This window comes from Rhizobium sp. S96, from assembly GCF_030382195.1.
Classification (GTDB): Bacteria; Pseudomonadota; Alphaproteobacteria; order Rhizobiales; family Rhizobiaceae; genus Rhizobium.
Window position 1 is genome coordinate 261,169 of the sequence record NZ_JAUDRY010000042.1, and the last position, 14,244, is coordinate 275,412.

Here is a 14,244-nt window from a genome sequence, read left to right on the forward strand (position 1 = left end):
ATAAAATAAATACAGCTCCGAGTTTTCCACGGAGTGATCCTGATGCGTCTGACTTTGAAAGCCACGCTGCTTGCTGCCGGTATCCTTGCCTCGGCCTGGCCATCTCTTGCCGACACGATAACGTTGAAGGACGTTACCGGCCGCGACGTCGAGGTCAGCGTTCCCGTCAAGCATATCATTCTGGGTGAGGGGCGGCAGATCTACTTCCTTGCGGCGCTCGACAAGAGCAATCCGTTCGAGCATGTCGTCGGCTGGCGCGACGACCTGCCCAAGGCGGATCCGGAAACCTACGATGCGTACCTTGCAAAGTATCCTGAAATTGCCAAGCTGCCGACCTTCGGCGGCATGAAGGATGGAACCTTCAACATCGAGCAGGCGGTGGCGCTGAAGCCCGACGTGATCTTGATGAACGTCGATGCCAAGACGGCCACGGAAGAGGCGGGCTACATCGAGAAGCTCGCCAAGGTCGGTATTCCGCTCGTGTACGTCGACTTCCGCGAAAAGCCGATGGAAAATACCGAGCCGAGCATGCGCATCATGGGCAAGCTCACCGGCAAGGAGCAACTGGCCGAGGACTTCATCAAGTTCCGCGCCGACAGCATCAAGCAGGTGACGGATGTGCTTGAGAAGTCGAACCCGCCACGGCCGGTCGTCTTCGTCGAACGTGCGGGCGGATATTCCGATGATTGCTGCATGTCGTTCGGCAATGAGAATTTCGGCAAGATGGTCGAGATTGCCGGCGGGACGAACATGGCGAAGGGCATCATTCCCGGCACGTTCGGCACGGTCAATCCGGAACAGATCATCGCGTCGAACCCCGATCAGGTCATCGTGACCGGTGGCTTGTGGGAGGCATATGTGCCCGGCGGCAAGTGGGTTGGCGTGGGCTACGGCGCCGACCTGACGGAAGCGCGGCGCAAGCTGCAGGGTTTGACCAAACGCCCGGCATTCACCGGCGTGAAGGCGGTGAAAGACGGCAATGTCCACGCCATCTGGCACCAGTTCTACAACAACCCCTATCAGTTCGTGGCTATTCAGCAGATGGCCAAGTGGCTGCATCCCGATTTGTTCAAGGACCTCGATCCCGAAACGACATTCAAGGAATTGCACTCGCGCTTCCTGCCGCTGGACTACAAGCCGGGATATTTCGTCTCGCTGAAGGATAGCTGACACATGGCCAGCGTGGCTCTTCAAGCCGCTGCGAGCGGGCGGGAGCGCTATCGCGCTCTCGCGTTCCGGCGCATCGTGATCCTCTGTCTCCTGCTCGTGGCGCTTGGCCTCAGCATTGCGGCTGACATGGCCCTGGGGCCTGCCAACTACACGATCAGCCAGGTTCTCGCCGCGTTGTTCGACCCCGCGACAGCAGCCGATCAGTTGCGCGTGGTGATCTGGGACATTCGCATGCCGATTGCGCTCATGGCGGTCACGGTTGGGGCTTCCCTGTCGGTGGCCGGCGCTCAGATGCAGACCATCCTGTCCAATCCTCTGGCCAGTCCCTTTACGCTGGGGATTTCCGCGGCGGCCAGTTTCGGAGCGGCGCTTGCGCTGGTAACGGGGGTCGCGATTTTCCCGGCCGGCATCGAATATATGGTTCCGATCAATGCCTTTCTGATGGCGATGGTCGCTGCGCTCTTCATCCATTTCGCCTCCACTTTGCGTGGTGTGACTGTCGAAACGATCGTCCTTCTGGGCATCGCTCTCGTCTTCACGTTCAACGCAGCGCTGTCGCTTCTGGAATATCTGGCCTCTGAACAGGCGCTTGCGGCGGTTGTGTTCTGGACGATGGGAAGCCTGACGAAGGCGACCTGGGACAAGGTCTATGTGACGGCCGCCATCATCGTCGTCACGGTCCCACTATTCATGCGCAATGCCTGGGCACTGACGGCGCTGCGCCTTGGCGACGACAAGGCCGCGAGCATGGGTGTGAACGTACGCGCGCTGCGGCTGCAGACCATGCTTACGGTCAGCCTGCTGGCTGCCATTCCGGTGTCCTTCGTTGGAACGATCGGCTTCGTCGGTCTGGTTGGACCGCACATCGCGCGCATGGTGGTGGGCGAGGACCAGCGCTTCTTCCTGCCCGGCTCGATCATCTGCGGCGCACTGCTGCTCTCCGTCACCTCGGTTGTCAGCAAGATCCTCATCCCCGGCGCGATCCTGCCGATCGGCGTTATCACCGCGATCGTCGGCGTTCCATTTTTCTTCGTGCTCATTTTCAGCAACAGGAGGCGTGCGTGGTAGCTCTTGCGCTGAAGGATGTCGGAGCCTCATACGGCCGGGTGACCGTCCTTTCCAAAGTTGGAGTGGACACGCTGAAAAGCGGCAGCCTGACTGCAGTGGTCGGACCGAACGCTGCCGGAAAGTCGACGCTTTTCAAGCGCATAGCGGGGCTGATCGCTGGTCCCGGCCTCGTCGAGCTTTCCGATGCCGCCAATGGTGATCGCGCGATATGCTACATGCCGCAGGATACCGGCGCCAACGCAGTGCTCACGGTCTACGAGTCGGTTCTCCTGTCTGCAAAACAGGGAGGCGGCTGGCGTGTCCGTGATGACGAACTTTTCGAAATCGACGCCATCCTGAAGGCGTTGCGGATCGAAGATCTTGCGTTCCGCGGGCTCGGCGAGCTTTCCGGTGGGCAGCGCCAGCTGGTCTCTCTGGCCCAGGCGCTTGTGCGAAAGCCTGAAGTGCTGCTGATGGACGAGCCGACATCGGCACTCGACTTGCATCGGCAGGTCGAGGTGCTGAGCTTCGTACGCGATCTTGCCGGCAGGGCCGGCATGATCGTCCTTGTTGCCTTGCATGACCTGAATCACGCCTTGCACTATTGCGAGCACACGATCGTCATCGCCTCCGGCGAGATGGCCGTCAGCGGGCAAACCCAAGAGGTCATCAACTGTGCAATGCTGCGCGACATCTACAAGGTCGACGCGCGTATCGAGACCTGCTCGCAAGGGAAGAAATTTGTCATCGTCGACGGCATCGCGGCGTAGCAGCCTCGAGGCTGTTTGAAGTCACTTTCGATTCTCTATTCCCCACCTGGTGAGCCGAACATGCCTCCCATCACGTGGGGAAGGAGGCTCGCGAACCGCTGTTCGCCGGCGAAACGCCGAATATCTTGTGGCTATCCGCTGTCACGCCGGCCGTTTCGTTCATGAATCGTTTCAATCGCCCTTGCCAGCCAATAGACTTGCTGCGTCTTCATGAACGCAGAGCGAGTGCATGTCGTCTTTCAGGTTCATCCACGCTGCGGATCTTCATCTGGGCAGCCCATTCCAGGGGCTCGCCCTCAAGGATCCCGACATTGCCGCCATTTTCGTTGAAGCCAGTCGCAAGGCTTTCTCGACGCTGGTTAGCCGCGCGATAGAGCTTGACGTGGATTTCTTCGTGATTGCCGGCGATGTCTACGACGGCGATTGGAAGGACAACAAGATCGGCTTGTTCTTCAGTCGCGAGATGGGACGGCTCGATCGCGCGGGCATCCCGGTCTATCTCCTGCGCGGCAATCACGACGCATTGAGCATCATCACCAAGACGATCTCTCTGCCTGGGAATGTCTACGAGTTTTCGACATCCAAGCCGGAAACGATGCTCATCGAAAGCCTGAATGTCGCGCTGCACGGGCAAGGTTTTGCAGAGCGGTCCGCCAACGACAATCTGGCGCTGACCTATCCTCCCGCCGTTCGAGGCTGGTTCAATATCGGGGTTCTCCATACGTCTCTTGGCGGAAAGGAGCCGCACGCCCCCTATGCACCATGTTCGCTCGAAGATCTTCGCTCTCGTGGCTATGACTATTGGGCTCTTGGCCATGTGCATGAGTTCGAGGAGGTGGCAAGCGATCCTGTCGTCGTGTTTCCAGGCAATCTCCAGGGGCGAAGCGTCAGGGAGCGGGGGGCGAAAGGCGCTGTGCTCGTGACCGTTGACGATAGCAGGATAGAACTTGAGCGCATGATCGTCGATGAGGCACGTTTCGCTGTAACCGAAATCGGCATCGATCTCGACCAGAGCGCGCCGGACATATTGCGGCTGGTGGAGCAATCGGCACGTGCGATCCGCGCTGACGCTGACGAACGCATCACGGCGCTACGCGTCCGGTTGCGGGGCGCATCACGTCTGCACCGGAATTTTACGGCCAACCGGCAACAATGGATCGATGAAGTGCAGGCAGCATGTCATCGCGCCCACGAAGACATTTGGCTGGAAAAGCTTGAGTTGCTTGTGATCGAGCCTCCTATTCGCGCTCCATCGGATGGTGCGATCCTTGATCTCGGTCGACTGGTGGCCGAGCATGGCAACGAAGACGACCTGCAATCGGAGGCGGCGATCCTGCTCTCATCGATCGTTCCGCGTCTGCCCGGCGGCATCGGCGCCAGCGACCTGCCGCTTGAAATGACCGTCGATGCCCTGATCGAGGAAGCCAGGCAGTTGCTCCTGGCGCGCGGCGAGGGTGACGCCTGACATGCGCTTCGACCGTCTTGATATCCTGCGTTACGGCGCATTGACCGATCGCTCGCTTGAGTTTCGCAAAGATGCCGGATTGCACATCATCTATGGCCCGAACGAAGCCGGAAAGTCGTCGGCGCTAAAGGCAATATCGGACCTACTCTTTGGTTTTCCGCACGAGATCGAGCAGGCCTTCCTGCACGAGGCTTCGACCCTGCGGATCGGCGCGGCGATAACGTCGCGGGGTGGCAACGACCTCCGTTTTCGGCGGCGTCGCGGTCGCAAGAACACGCTGGTCTCCCATTCCGATCAGGAGGCACCGCTTCCCGATGATGCGCTATCACCGTTCCTGGGTGCGCTGGCGCGGCCGGTGTTCGAGCGCGCTTTTGGCCTAAACACCCGTCGCCTTCGCGAGGGTGCGGCGACGATGCTGCAAAGCGGCGGCGAGATCGGCAGTCTGTTGTTTTCGGCCGCATCCGGCCTGACCGGACTGACCAACCTCAGACGCGCGCTGGACAGTGACGCCGAGGGGATTTTCGCGCAGCGGCGGTCGAAGGACAGGCTGTTCTATCAGGCCCTCGAACGACACGAAGAGGCGCGGAAGGCCGAGCGGGAGCACGAGCTCAGGTCCGGCGATTGGAAAAGGCTGATCGACGAGGAAGAGAGCATCGCGGCCGAGCTTGTGGAACTGCAGGCCCAGCGTCTTGCAAAACGCCAGGAACACGGGCGGCTGACGGTCCTTCGCAACCTTGAGCCGTTGCTGGTCGAGATCGACGCCGAGGACCGTTTGATCTCTACGTTTTCGGACATCGAAGGCTTGGTCGATGCGGAGGAGCGGCTCGCGACCGCGATCGAGTCCAATCGTCAGGCCGTCGACCGCATGAACACCGCGCGCGCCAACACCTTTCGACTGCGCGATGCGCTGAGCGTCGCGCAGGTCGACGAGGCGCTCTATGACGCCGCCGGAAAGATCATGGAGCGTTATGCGGGCAAGTCCGCTTATCTTGCCGCGAAGTCCGATATTGTCCGCGTGCGCGGCGAAGTCGACGATTTCGATCAACGGATCCGTCAGCTTGTCCGCAAGCTCGGTCTGGATGTCGAGGCGGAGCAGTTGCAAGATCACCAGCCAACCGACGCCGCGCTCGCGCGTCTTCACCATCTGGCAGAGTCAGGGTGCGAATTGCGCCGGCTGTCGGTGGATGTGGAGCGAAACCTGGCCAAGGAGCGCTCCTATCTGCGCGAATTGGACAACATCTACGACGGCCCGCCTCCGGTCGATCCCCGGCCATACGCCGACAGGCTCGCAGCGCTTCAGGCCGACCTTGCCGAGATTGCTCGCGGCGACGCGTTGCAGGTTCGCATCGAACGCGCACGATCAGACCTTGAGAGCGGAATTGGCCGGCTGACGCCGGCGGTAGACAGTCTGAATCAGTTGATGTCCGTGCCTTTGCCGGATGTGGCGACACTTTCTGCGCATCGTCGCACAATCGAGACCGCGACGGCGTCGCTGGGCGAGATTTCAGGCAAGATTGCGCAGGCTGCGGCAGAGATTGTTACCGTCTCCCACGAGATGAAACGTCTGGAGAGTGGCGACGAAATCGTGACCCGCGATGACATCTTGCGGGAGCGGTCGCGCCGCGACGAGCTCTGGGATGGTTTTGCCGCGGGTGGCGCGACATTCAAGGCAGAGGACGTTTCGGCTGCCATCCTTCGCGTCGACCACCTCTCCGATTTGGCGCTGGCCGACGCCGAAAGGGTCGCGCGTCACACCCAGCTGTTGATGCGGTCTGCCGAACTGATCGAGATTCAAGCTCGATTGGAGGGCGAGGAGCAAGCAGCGAGTACAAAGCTGAGGCGGCACGAGGGCGAATATACCGGGTTGTTCGCGCGCTCGGGTGTGATCCCGCTCGCGCCCGAGCAGATGGTCGAATGGCGTCGCGCCGTCGAGGACCTCAGTGCCCAGCGCACGGCTTTGAACGTGCTGGAAGACGAAATGGCGGTTCTGCGGCTGAGCGAGGATCGCGCCCTTCCGGTTCTCAATGAGATCGCGAAGGAGACCGGGCTTTCGGACGGGCGTACGCTGGCCTGTTCCGCCCTTGGCCGCGTGCTGCAGCGTCACCTTCAAGCCATGGAGCAGCGATGGAGCGAGAGCCGCGCGACAGATGGCAAGCGGGCTTCGAGCCTCGAGACCATTCGCGATCTTGAGGTGGACGGCGAAGACCTGAGAGGTCGGATCGACCGTTGGGAATCTGAGTTTGCGGAAGCTGCGGCAGCTCTGGGCCTTGGAGAAGGCGCCACGATCGAGATGGCCCAAGCGACGCTGGATGTCTGGAAGCAGGTGCCGCAGGTACTTGTCGAGCGAGAAAACAGGAGCCGGCGGGTGAGGGGGATGTCCCGCGACATCCGTGCCTTCGAAGAGAGCGTGGCTGTCCTCACGGGTGAGGTCGCGACCGACCTTTCTCAGCTTTCCGCAGACGCCGCCATCGATCTGCTTCACCAGCGCGCTGTCGCGACCAATTCAGAACAGCAGCGGCGCACTAGGCTGGTGGCCGACATGGAACTCGCCGAACTGTCGCTCAAGCGATCCGAGGAAGAGGCGACTGCTTGCGACGCCGTCTTGTCCGATCTGACGCGGTCGCTCTCCCTGGCCGTCGAGCCATCGTCGCTTCTGCAGAGACTTAGGGACCGGCGCGCGGCGCTGGGCAATCTTCAGGCCAGCCGGCGCCGCTTCACGGAGCACGCCAACGGTCGAGCCGAAGAGGATGTTCGTCTCGAGCTTTCCGGTTTCGATCGGACAGAGGCGGCTTTGTTGATCGAGGAGTTGGAACGCGAGGACGTCAAGCTCGTCGATCGCCTGGGCGCGCTGACCGCTCGCCTTTCCGAGACCCAGCGGAAAAAGCAGGAACTGGAGACGAGCAAGAGCGTCGAATACGCCGTGTTCGAGAAGCTGTCTGCCGAGCAGGAGACCAAGGACCTCGCGCGCCAGTGGATTGTTCTGAAATTGGCCGCAAGGATGCTCTCCAGTTCGATGGAGGCCTATCGGGAGGCCCAATCCGATCCTGTTGTGGCACGCGCCGGTACGCTGTTTTCGGCCCTGACGGAAGGAGCATTCCTAGGCTTGGCGCAGGAGTATGGCGAGGATGATGCGCTCCATCTGCAGGCCGTTCGCACAGGTGGCGAACGCGTTCCCCTTGCGGGATTGAGCGAGGGCACCGCAGACCAGTTGTATCTGGCTCTCAGGCTGGCGTTCCTCGAGGACTATTGCTCGAGCAACGAGCCGGCGCCCCTTGTCATCGACGACATCTTCCAGACGTTCGACGACGACAGGACACGGTCTGGATTGAAGACGCTTGCGTCGGCGCCACGCGCGTTCCAGACGATCCTCTTTACCCACCAGGCGAGTGTGGTCGATATCGCGATGCGCGAGCTTGGCGATGCGGTCGATGTAATCCGAATGTGAATTTCGCATTCGGTTTCCATTGGCAGAGCTCTGGCACAAAGTCGTATTGATCAACGATCGATCCTGCCTACATATAGCCTGACCAGCAGGCTTACCGGGCCGTCATCCCAAGAAAGAAGACAACTATGGACGGATCGAAGACGATCACGCAGATGAGCGTGCGCGAGCGGCAGGATATTCTTGCTGCAGTGGCGGAGGCACTAGAGCTAAGCGCAGAAGAAGCACTCAGCGAAGGCAATCGTGGCTTTGCGGTGAATTCCCAGAGCCTGGCGCTGACTATTCGTGGCAGTGCCGACACGCTGGCAAGCGAAGATCTGCGTGCGGCGGAGATTCTTCTCCAGCAGGCCATGACGCTGATCGAAGGCTTCCGCCTCCGTTATATGGAGCGCCCGCAGACACCAACTCTTCAATAAGCTGTAAATTCCCGGGAGAGCCTCATTGGCTGAAGCTCTCCCGAAATCTGGATCGTCAGATCAGGCCTGGAAATCTTCGGGCAGAAGATCTTCGGACATGTTCTGATACGCCACCGGGCGCAGGAAGCGCCGGATGGACATCGTACCCACGCTGGTCGCGCCGAAATTGGTCGAAGCCGGATACGGGCCGCCGTGCACCATGGAATCGACAACTTCGACGCCCGTCGGGAAGCCGTTGACCAGAAGGCGTCCAGCCTTGCGCTCCAGTACCGGACGCAAGCGACGTGCCGCGTCGAGATCAGCCGGCTCCATGTGGATGGTGATCGTCAACTGCCCTTCGAAGTCGCGTGCGAGGTGTTCCATCTCGTCTACCGAGCCGACGCGCACCACGAGACCGAGCGGCCCGAAGACTTCTTCGCCGAGCGCGTGGTCGGAAAGGTACTTCTCACCAGTGGTTTCGAACAGGTTCGGGGTGGCTTCGCGGCCAGACGATTGAGTCACGAGCAGCGGCTTGACGGTATTGCGGGTTTCGAAACGCGCCTGCCCATCGTGGTAGGCCTTTGCAATTCCATCCGTCAGCATGGTCTGCGGAGCGACCTTTCCCAATGCCTCGACGGCTGCCGCGGTAAAGGTATCGGCATCAGAGCCGTCGATCACTACCGCGATGCCGGGGTTGGTGCAGAACTGGCCGGCACCCATGGTGAGCGAGCCTGCCCATCCCTGTCCGAGCGTGGCAGCGCGCGACTTCAGCGCTTCCGGCAGGAGGAACATAGGATTGACCGAACCGAGTTCGCCGAAGAAGGGGATCGGTTCAGGGCGTGCGGCGCACAGGTCGAAGAGTGCACGACCGCCAGCGAGGGAGCCGGTGAAGCCGACAGCCTTGATCCGCGGATGCTGCACGAGCGCGTGACCCACGTCGCGATTGCCGCCCTGGATCAGCGAAAAGACGCCCGGGTGAACGCCGGTCTTGCGGATTGCGGCTTCGATTGCCTGGGCTACGATCTCGCCGGTGCCTGGATGGGCCGAGTGACCCTTGACGACCACCGGGCAACCCGCTGCCAGTGCCGCTGCGGTGTCGCCGCCAGCCGTGGAGAAGGCGAGCGGGAAGTTCGACGCGCCGAAGACGGCGACCGGGCCGACCGGCCGCTGAATCAAGCGGATTTCAGGACGCGGTGCCGGCTGGCGATCGGGCTGCGCCGCGTCGAAGCGGCGGTCGAGATACTCGCCCTTTTCAATGTGATCGGCGAAGAGCCGCAGCTGGCCGGTCGTGCGGCCACGCTCGCCCTGCAGACGGGCTGCCGGAAGGCCGGTTTCCTGAGTGCCGATTTCCGTGATTGCTTCTGCCCGGGCTTCGATTTCGTCGGCGATGGCGCGCAGGAACGCGGCGCGCTCGGCGCGCGTGGAATAGCCATAGCTCCAGAATGCGTCTTCCGCCGCTTCGCAGCTGCGGCTCACCAGTTCCGGCGTGCCGACGGCGAAGTGGTGCACGGGGCCATGCGCAGGGGAGGACGCGAAGGTACCCGCTCCGTCGACCCATTCGCCCGCGATGAGGTGTTTTCCATTCGGGGTGAAGACCATGTGAGGTATCCTTCTCTAATTCAGGGTGCAACTGGGCCGAACATCAGCCATTGGTGAATTGTGCTGCCGGGCGCTTGTATACTCTATGTATGCATAATATCAACGCTGGCGCGTGAGCCCACACATGAGAGACACAAGATGAGCGAGACCACTACCCTGACGATCACCGCGCTTCAAGAGCGTGTCGAAGCGATCTTCCGCAAAGCGGGCCTGAATGGCACGCAGGCAGGCGCGGTGGCGCGGGTGGTCGTGGCCGGGGAACGCGATGCCTGCAAGTCGCACGGCATCTATCGGATCGAGGGCGCTCTGCGCACGGTCAAAGCGGGCAAGGTCGACCCGGATGCGCTGCCGGAACTCGTGCCACAGGAAAGCACTGCCATCGTCAGGGTGGATGCGAAGGGCGGCTTCGCAAGCCCTGCGTTCGAACTGGGCCTGCCGGTGCTCGCCGAGCGGGCTCGATCCTGCGGGCTGGCCGCACTTGTCATCAATGACTGTACGCATTTCTCGGCGCTCTGGCCGGAGGTGGAGGCGCTGGCCGAGCAGGGACTCGCGGGGCTCGTCATGTGCCCGAGCTACGCCACCGTTGCCCCGACCGGCGGCAACAAGCCGCTGCTCGGTACCAATCCGCTCGCTTTCGGGTGGCCCCGCGAGGGAAAGCCGGCCTATGTGTTCGACTTCGCGACTTCGGTGGCCGCACGCGGCGAAATCGAATTGTACCGTCGGGCGGGAAAGCCGTTGCCGGAGGGCTGGGCGATCGACACGGAAGGCAACCCGACGACCGATCCGAACGCGGCGCTTGCCGGCGCAATGCTGCCCTTTGGCGGGCACAAGGGATCAGCCATCGCCACGATGGTCGAGCTTCTGGCCGGTATCATGATCGGTGATCTGACCAGTCCTGAGGTGCTTGACCTTCTTGGAACGACGACGCTGGCCCCGCGCCACGGCGAGCTCATCCTTGCCTTTTCGCCCCGCGCTTTCGCTGCAGGTCGCGCCGGCGATCCCTTCGCCCGCGCGGAAGTGTTGTTCGAGGCGATTGCCGGCCAAGGCGCACGCTTGCCTTCACAGCGGCGCTACGCTGCCCGTACCAAGTCAGTGGCGGATGGCATCGCGTTGACCCAGGCCGAGGTGGAACAGCTTGACCGCCTGCTGGCGCTTGGACTTGACGCAGTCGCCTAGAGGCAGCGCTGACGTTTCAACATCGACCTTCATGCAAAAAGGCCCTCGTCGAGAGGGCCTTTCAAGATAGCGGCTTGGCCGGAATTTAGGCCTTGTATGTCTGCACCGCACCAGGAAGCTTGCTCCAGGCGGCATACCAGGTGTTGAAAAGGTCGAACTGCGTATCGACGTAGCCGCGCTGGCTTTCGGTCAGGGCGTCGGTCTCGTTGAAGTGGAGCGTGTACTCCTTGTCACCCTTCAGCACCATCATGCGCTTGTAGTAGAGAACAAGGTCCGGGCCCTCGTCGAAGGACGACAGGACATTCAGCGCCCTCTCAAGCTCTTCCGCGCGCTGGCGCGCTTCCACATCACCTTTGGCAGCGGCCTGCGAAAGGTTGCACAGGTGAATGACTTCCTTCGGCAGGACGTTGCCGATGCCGGTGATGGCGCCGGTCGCACCGCAGTTCACGAAACCGTGGAACACGCCCGTATCGACACCGATCATCAGCGTAACGCTATCGTCGCCGCTCGTGATGTTCTCGGCCGCATAGCGCATGTCAGCGGCGCCACCGAATTCCTTGAAGCCGACGAGGTTGGGATGCTCGGCGCGCAATGCAAAGAACAGGTCGGCGCGGGTGGCAAAGCCGTAGTAGGGGCTGTTGTAGATAACGGCGGGAAGCTCCGGTGCGGCGGCGAGGATGGCCTTGAAATGGGCCTTTTGCGCAACCGGAGAAGGACCACGCGACAGAACGCGCGGGATTACCATCAGGCCGTTCGCGCCAACCTTCTGAGCGTGCGCGGCATGTGCGACGGCGAGTGCGCTGTTGACGGCTCCCGTGCCGACGATAACTGGAACGCCGGCCTTCACCAGGCGCTCCACACCTTCCATGCGCTGTGCATCGGTCAACAGCGGCCAGTCACCCATCGATCCGCAATAGACAACGGCCGACATGCCTTGGGCGATCAGTTCCTTGCCTTTGCGGACAAGCGCATCGAAGTCCGGGCTGCGGTCTTCCTTGCAGGGCGTCATCAGCGCGGGAATTACACCCGAAAAAATCTTGGCCTTCATTTCAAGCTCCTGTGAACCTCTGGTGGCTGGCGATTGCGACGCCCGACGCGTCCAATCCGACCCTTTCGAGATCTATAATACACTCTGTATTCTTTTTGTCGACAGAAAAGACGTGCCGGAAGAATCCGGCACGGGAAGCAATCAGGCAAACGGCTCAGCCGGACCCTTTGCCGGTGTCGTAAACCACTTAGGCCCGGTCTCGGTCATGTGGATGTGATCTTCCAGCCGGATACCATAGCGACCGGGGAAGACGATCATCGGTTCGTTGGAAAAGCACATGCCGGTTTCGAGCACCGTGCGGTTGCCGCGAACGATATAGGGCTCTTCATGGATTTCGAGACCCAGGCCATGGCCGGCCCGGTGCGGCAGGCCGGGCAGCGCATAATCAGGTCCTAGACCATGCCGTGTGATGACGGCGCGCGCGGCATCGTCAAGACTGCCGCAGGCAGCGCTAAGCCGGGCAGCCTCGAAAACCGCTTGCTGCGCTTCGCGTTCGATCGACCAGGCGCGGGAAAATTCTGCGTCGGGCGCATCGAGAACATAGGTGCGGGTGAGGTCGGAATGGTATCCGTCGATCCGGCAACCGGTGTCGACGAGCACGACATCGCCTGCCGAATAGGTCTGCTCGCCTTCCGCGCCGTGGGGGAGGGAGGTCGCCTCCCCGAAGGAAACGATACAGAAGCTCGATCCGCCTGCCGCGCCGAGTGCCCGGTGCTGCTCATCGATATAGCGAACCACATCGGATGCCTTGATGCCTGGCTTGACGAAGGCATGTGCCCGACGATGCACTTCAAGCGTCAGGTTCATTGCATACTGGATGATATCTATCTCCGCTTGGGATTTGCGCAGGCGGATATCACGGATGATGCGCCCGCCGTCGACCAGCCGGTCCGGCCCCATGACGCCCGCCAGCGCATGATAGGCGAAAAGCGGGAGCGCATCATCGAGGCCGAGACGATCCGTGGGACCAAGCAGGGAGGCAACGCGGTTGGCGCTGCTTTCATCTTCCTCCCAGGTAACGATTTCGCCGGCAAGTTTCGGCATGCTGTCGACCTTGCTGAGCTCGAAGCCCGGAACGATGTAGTGGAGTGCCGTTGGCGTGACCAACGCGCCGAGCAGCCGTTCGCTAGGGTACCAGGCAAGCCCGGTGAAATAGCGCAGGCTTTCTGTTGATCCGAGAAGCACGCCCTGCAGGTTGCTGGCTTCCATGCTCGCGCGCAGGCGCGATAGTCGCGATAGACGCTCGACATCGGAAATTGCGGATGGACGTGGGGATGAAGACATGATGGTTCCTTCTCATGCAAGGCGCCAGAAAACGGCAAGGGATTACCGTCAGCGCCGGATTTATGTGGTAGGCGGCGGCCTCGCAGGGGCGGTCGCTCCCGCTTGTGGTCTCGTGAAGTAGGCTAGAGGCCCGGCAAGGCACGCGCGTTGTTGAAGTCGCGCGAGATATATTCCTGGATTTGGCGGACGATCTGGTCGGCATGTTCGACGGCGAGCCTGTCGGCCTTTTCCACATCACCCGTGCGAATGGCCTCGATCATCTCCTCGTGCTCGTCGACATATTGCCGGGGCAGCCTGTCGTCGAACGTCGAGTAGTAGAGCCGCAAGATACGGCGACCCTCGTCAAGCAGGCGGGCGAAGAAGGTTGTGTAATAGGAATTGCCCGCGCGCTCGGCGATGGCGACGTGAAACTCGCGGTTGGCTTCGATCATCGTAAAAGCATCCTGCGCTTCCACCGCAGCGATAAAATCGCGCTGATGACGCAGGATTTCATCAAGGCCCGCTGCTCCGCCACGCTGGGCGGCACCACGGGTGGTCACGCGGTACATCAGCGTCAGCGCTTCGAAATAGGTCGGAAGGGTAGAAAAATCGATGATCGCGACGATCGTATTGCGGTTCGGAAGCGTCGTGACCAACCCATCGGCAACCAGTCGCAGCAGTGCTTCGCGGATCGGTGTCCGCGACATGCCGAAGCGCTCGGAAAGCCTGACCTCGTCGAGTGGGCTACCGGGCGGCAGAGCCATGGAAAGAATCTCCCGGCGCAAGGCGGTGTAGATGCTTTGGGTTCCCGAGCCACGCGTTCTTACGGTGTCCTCGGAACCTATATCTTTGTCGCTCATCCTGCCTGC

Annotated in this window: 11 protein-coding genes; 7 read left to right on the plus strand and 4 right to left on the minus strand. The window is 61.4% G+C overall.

Annotated features, from left to right (window positions below):
- Positions 1 to 42 precede the first annotated feature (42 nt).
- The 6 genes from QTL94_RS27485 to QTL94_RS27510 all read left to right on the plus strand — a co-directional run bounded on the left by QTL94_RS27485 (position 43) and on the right by QTL94_RS27510 (position 8,310).
- Positions 43 to 1,170 carry an ABC transporter substrate-binding protein gene (locus QTL94_RS27485; RefSeq protein ID WP_289803762.1) on the plus strand — a complete coding sequence of 376 codons (1,128 nt, stop codon included), beginning with the start codon at positions 43 to 45 and terminating at the stop codon, positions 1,168 to 1,170.
- A gap of 3 nt (positions 1,171 to 1,173) precedes the next feature.
- Positions 1,174 to 2,238: a FecCD family ABC transporter permease gene (locus QTL94_RS27490; RefSeq protein WP_289803763.1), complete on the plus strand. Its 1,065-nt coding sequence runs from the start codon at positions 1,174 to 1,176 to the stop codon at positions 2,236 to 2,238.
- The gene (locus QTL94_RS27495) at positions 2,232 to 2,987 is read left to right on the plus strand and encodes an ABC transporter ATP-binding protein (protein ID WP_289803764.1); all 756 of its coding nucleotides are present in this window, start codon (positions 2,232 to 2,234) and stop codon (positions 2,985 to 2,987) included. The genes QTL94_RS27490 and QTL94_RS27495 overlap by 7 nt, the downstream gene beginning before the upstream one ends.
- 229 nt (positions 2,988 to 3,216) lie before the next feature.
- Positions 3,217 to 4,452, plus strand: a complete 1,236-nt coding sequence (locus QTL94_RS27500) for a metallophosphoesterase family protein (RefSeq protein WP_289803765.1) — start codon at positions 3,217 to 3,219, stop codon at positions 4,450 to 4,452.
- Position 4,453: 1 nt separating this feature from the next.
- Positions 4,454 to 7,897, plus strand: coding sequence for a YhaN family protein (locus tag QTL94_RS27505; RefSeq protein ID WP_289803766.1), 3,444 nt, complete (start codon positions 4,454 to 4,456; stop codon positions 7,895 to 7,897).
- A gap of 125 nt (positions 7,898 to 8,022) precedes the next feature.
- The gene (locus tag QTL94_RS27510) at positions 8,023 to 8,310 is read left to right on the plus strand and encodes a hypothetical protein (protein WP_065693157.1); all 288 of its coding nucleotides are present in this window, start codon (positions 8,023 to 8,025) and stop codon (positions 8,308 to 8,310) included.
- A gap of 60 nt (positions 8,311 to 8,370) precedes the next feature.
- On the opposite strand, the gene QTL94_RS27515 is transcribed toward QTL94_RS27510, so the two are convergent.
- On the minus strand, positions 8,371 to 9,888 hold the full coding sequence (locus tag QTL94_RS27515) for an aldehyde dehydrogenase (NADP(+)) (RefSeq protein ID WP_289803767.1): 1,518 nt from the start codon (positions 9,886 to 9,888) through the stop codon (positions 8,371 to 8,373).
- Positions 9,889 to 10,026: 138 nt separating this feature from the next.
- Between QTL94_RS27515 and QTL94_RS27520 the strand changes: the two genes are divergently transcribed.
- Positions 10,027 to 11,064, plus strand: a complete 1,038-nt coding sequence (locus QTL94_RS27520; RefSeq protein WP_289803768.1) for an Ldh family oxidoreductase — start codon at positions 10,027 to 10,029, stop codon at positions 11,062 to 11,064.
- Positions 11,065 to 11,149: 85 nt separating this feature from the next.
- Here the strand turns inward: QTL94_RS27520 and QTL94_RS27525 are convergent, their stop codons facing one another.
- The 3 genes from QTL94_RS27525 to QTL94_RS27535 all read right to left on the minus strand — a co-directional run bounded on the left by QTL94_RS27525 (position 11,150) and on the right by QTL94_RS27535 (position 14,235).
- Positions 11,150 to 12,112, minus strand: coding sequence for a dihydrodipicolinate synthase family protein (locus tag QTL94_RS27525; protein WP_289803769.1), 963 nt, complete (start codon positions 12,110 to 12,112; stop codon positions 11,150 to 11,152).
- A 141-nt stretch (positions 12,113 to 12,253) separates the two neighbouring features.
- Positions 12,254 to 13,396 carry a M24 family metallopeptidase gene (locus QTL94_RS27530; RefSeq protein WP_289803770.1) on the minus strand — a complete coding sequence of 381 codons (1,143 nt, stop codon included), beginning with the start codon at positions 13,394 to 13,396 and terminating at the stop codon, positions 12,254 to 12,256.
- 122 nt (positions 13,397 to 13,518) lie between these two features.
- Positions 13,519 to 14,235 (minus strand): GntR family transcriptional regulator, encoded by a 717-nt coding sequence (locus tag QTL94_RS27535; RefSeq protein ID WP_289803771.1) that lies wholly within the window; start codon positions 14,233 to 14,235, stop codon positions 13,519 to 13,521.
- Positions 14,236 to 14,244: the final 9 nt, after the last annotated feature.

Bases quoted from the DNA above. Each gene is read 5' to 3' on its own strand.
- QTL94_RS27490 (WP_289803763.1), top strand. From the start codon at position 1,174: ATGGCCAGCGTGGCTCTTCAAGCCGCTGCGAGCGGGCGGGAGCGCTAT.
- QTL94_RS27535 (WP_289803771.1), bottom strand. From the start codon at position 14,235: ATGAGCGACAAAGATATAGGTTCCGAGGACACCGTAAGAACGCGTGGC.
- QTL94_RS27505 (WP_289803766.1), top strand. From the start codon at position 4,454: ATGCGCTTCGACCGTCTTGATATCCTGCGTTACGGCGCATTGACCGAT.
- QTL94_RS27525 (WP_289803769.1), bottom strand. From the start codon at position 12,112: ATGAAGGCCAAGATTTTTTCGGGTGTAATTCCCGCGCTGATGACGCCC.
- QTL94_RS27500 (WP_289803765.1), top strand. From the start codon at position 3,217: ATGTCGTCTTTCAGGTTCATCCACGCTGCGGATCTTCATCTGGGCAGC.
- QTL94_RS27520 (WP_289803768.1), top strand. From the start codon at position 10,027: ATGAGCGAGACCACTACCCTGACGATCACCGCGCTTCAAGAGCGTGTC.
- QTL94_RS27515 (WP_289803767.1), bottom strand. From the start codon at position 9,888: ATGGTCTTCACCCCGAATGGAAAACACCTCATCGCGGGCGAATGGGTC.
- QTL94_RS27510 (WP_065693157.1), top strand. From the start codon at position 8,023: ATGGACGGATCGAAGACGATCACGCAGATGAGCGTGCGCGAGCGGCAG.
- QTL94_RS27530 (WP_289803770.1), bottom strand. From the start codon at position 13,396: ATGTCTTCATCCCCACGTCCATCCGCAATTTCCGATGTCGAGCGTCTA.
- QTL94_RS27485 (WP_289803762.1), top strand. From the start codon at position 43: ATGCGTCTGACTTTGAAAGCCACGCTGCTTGCTGCCGGTATCCTTGCC.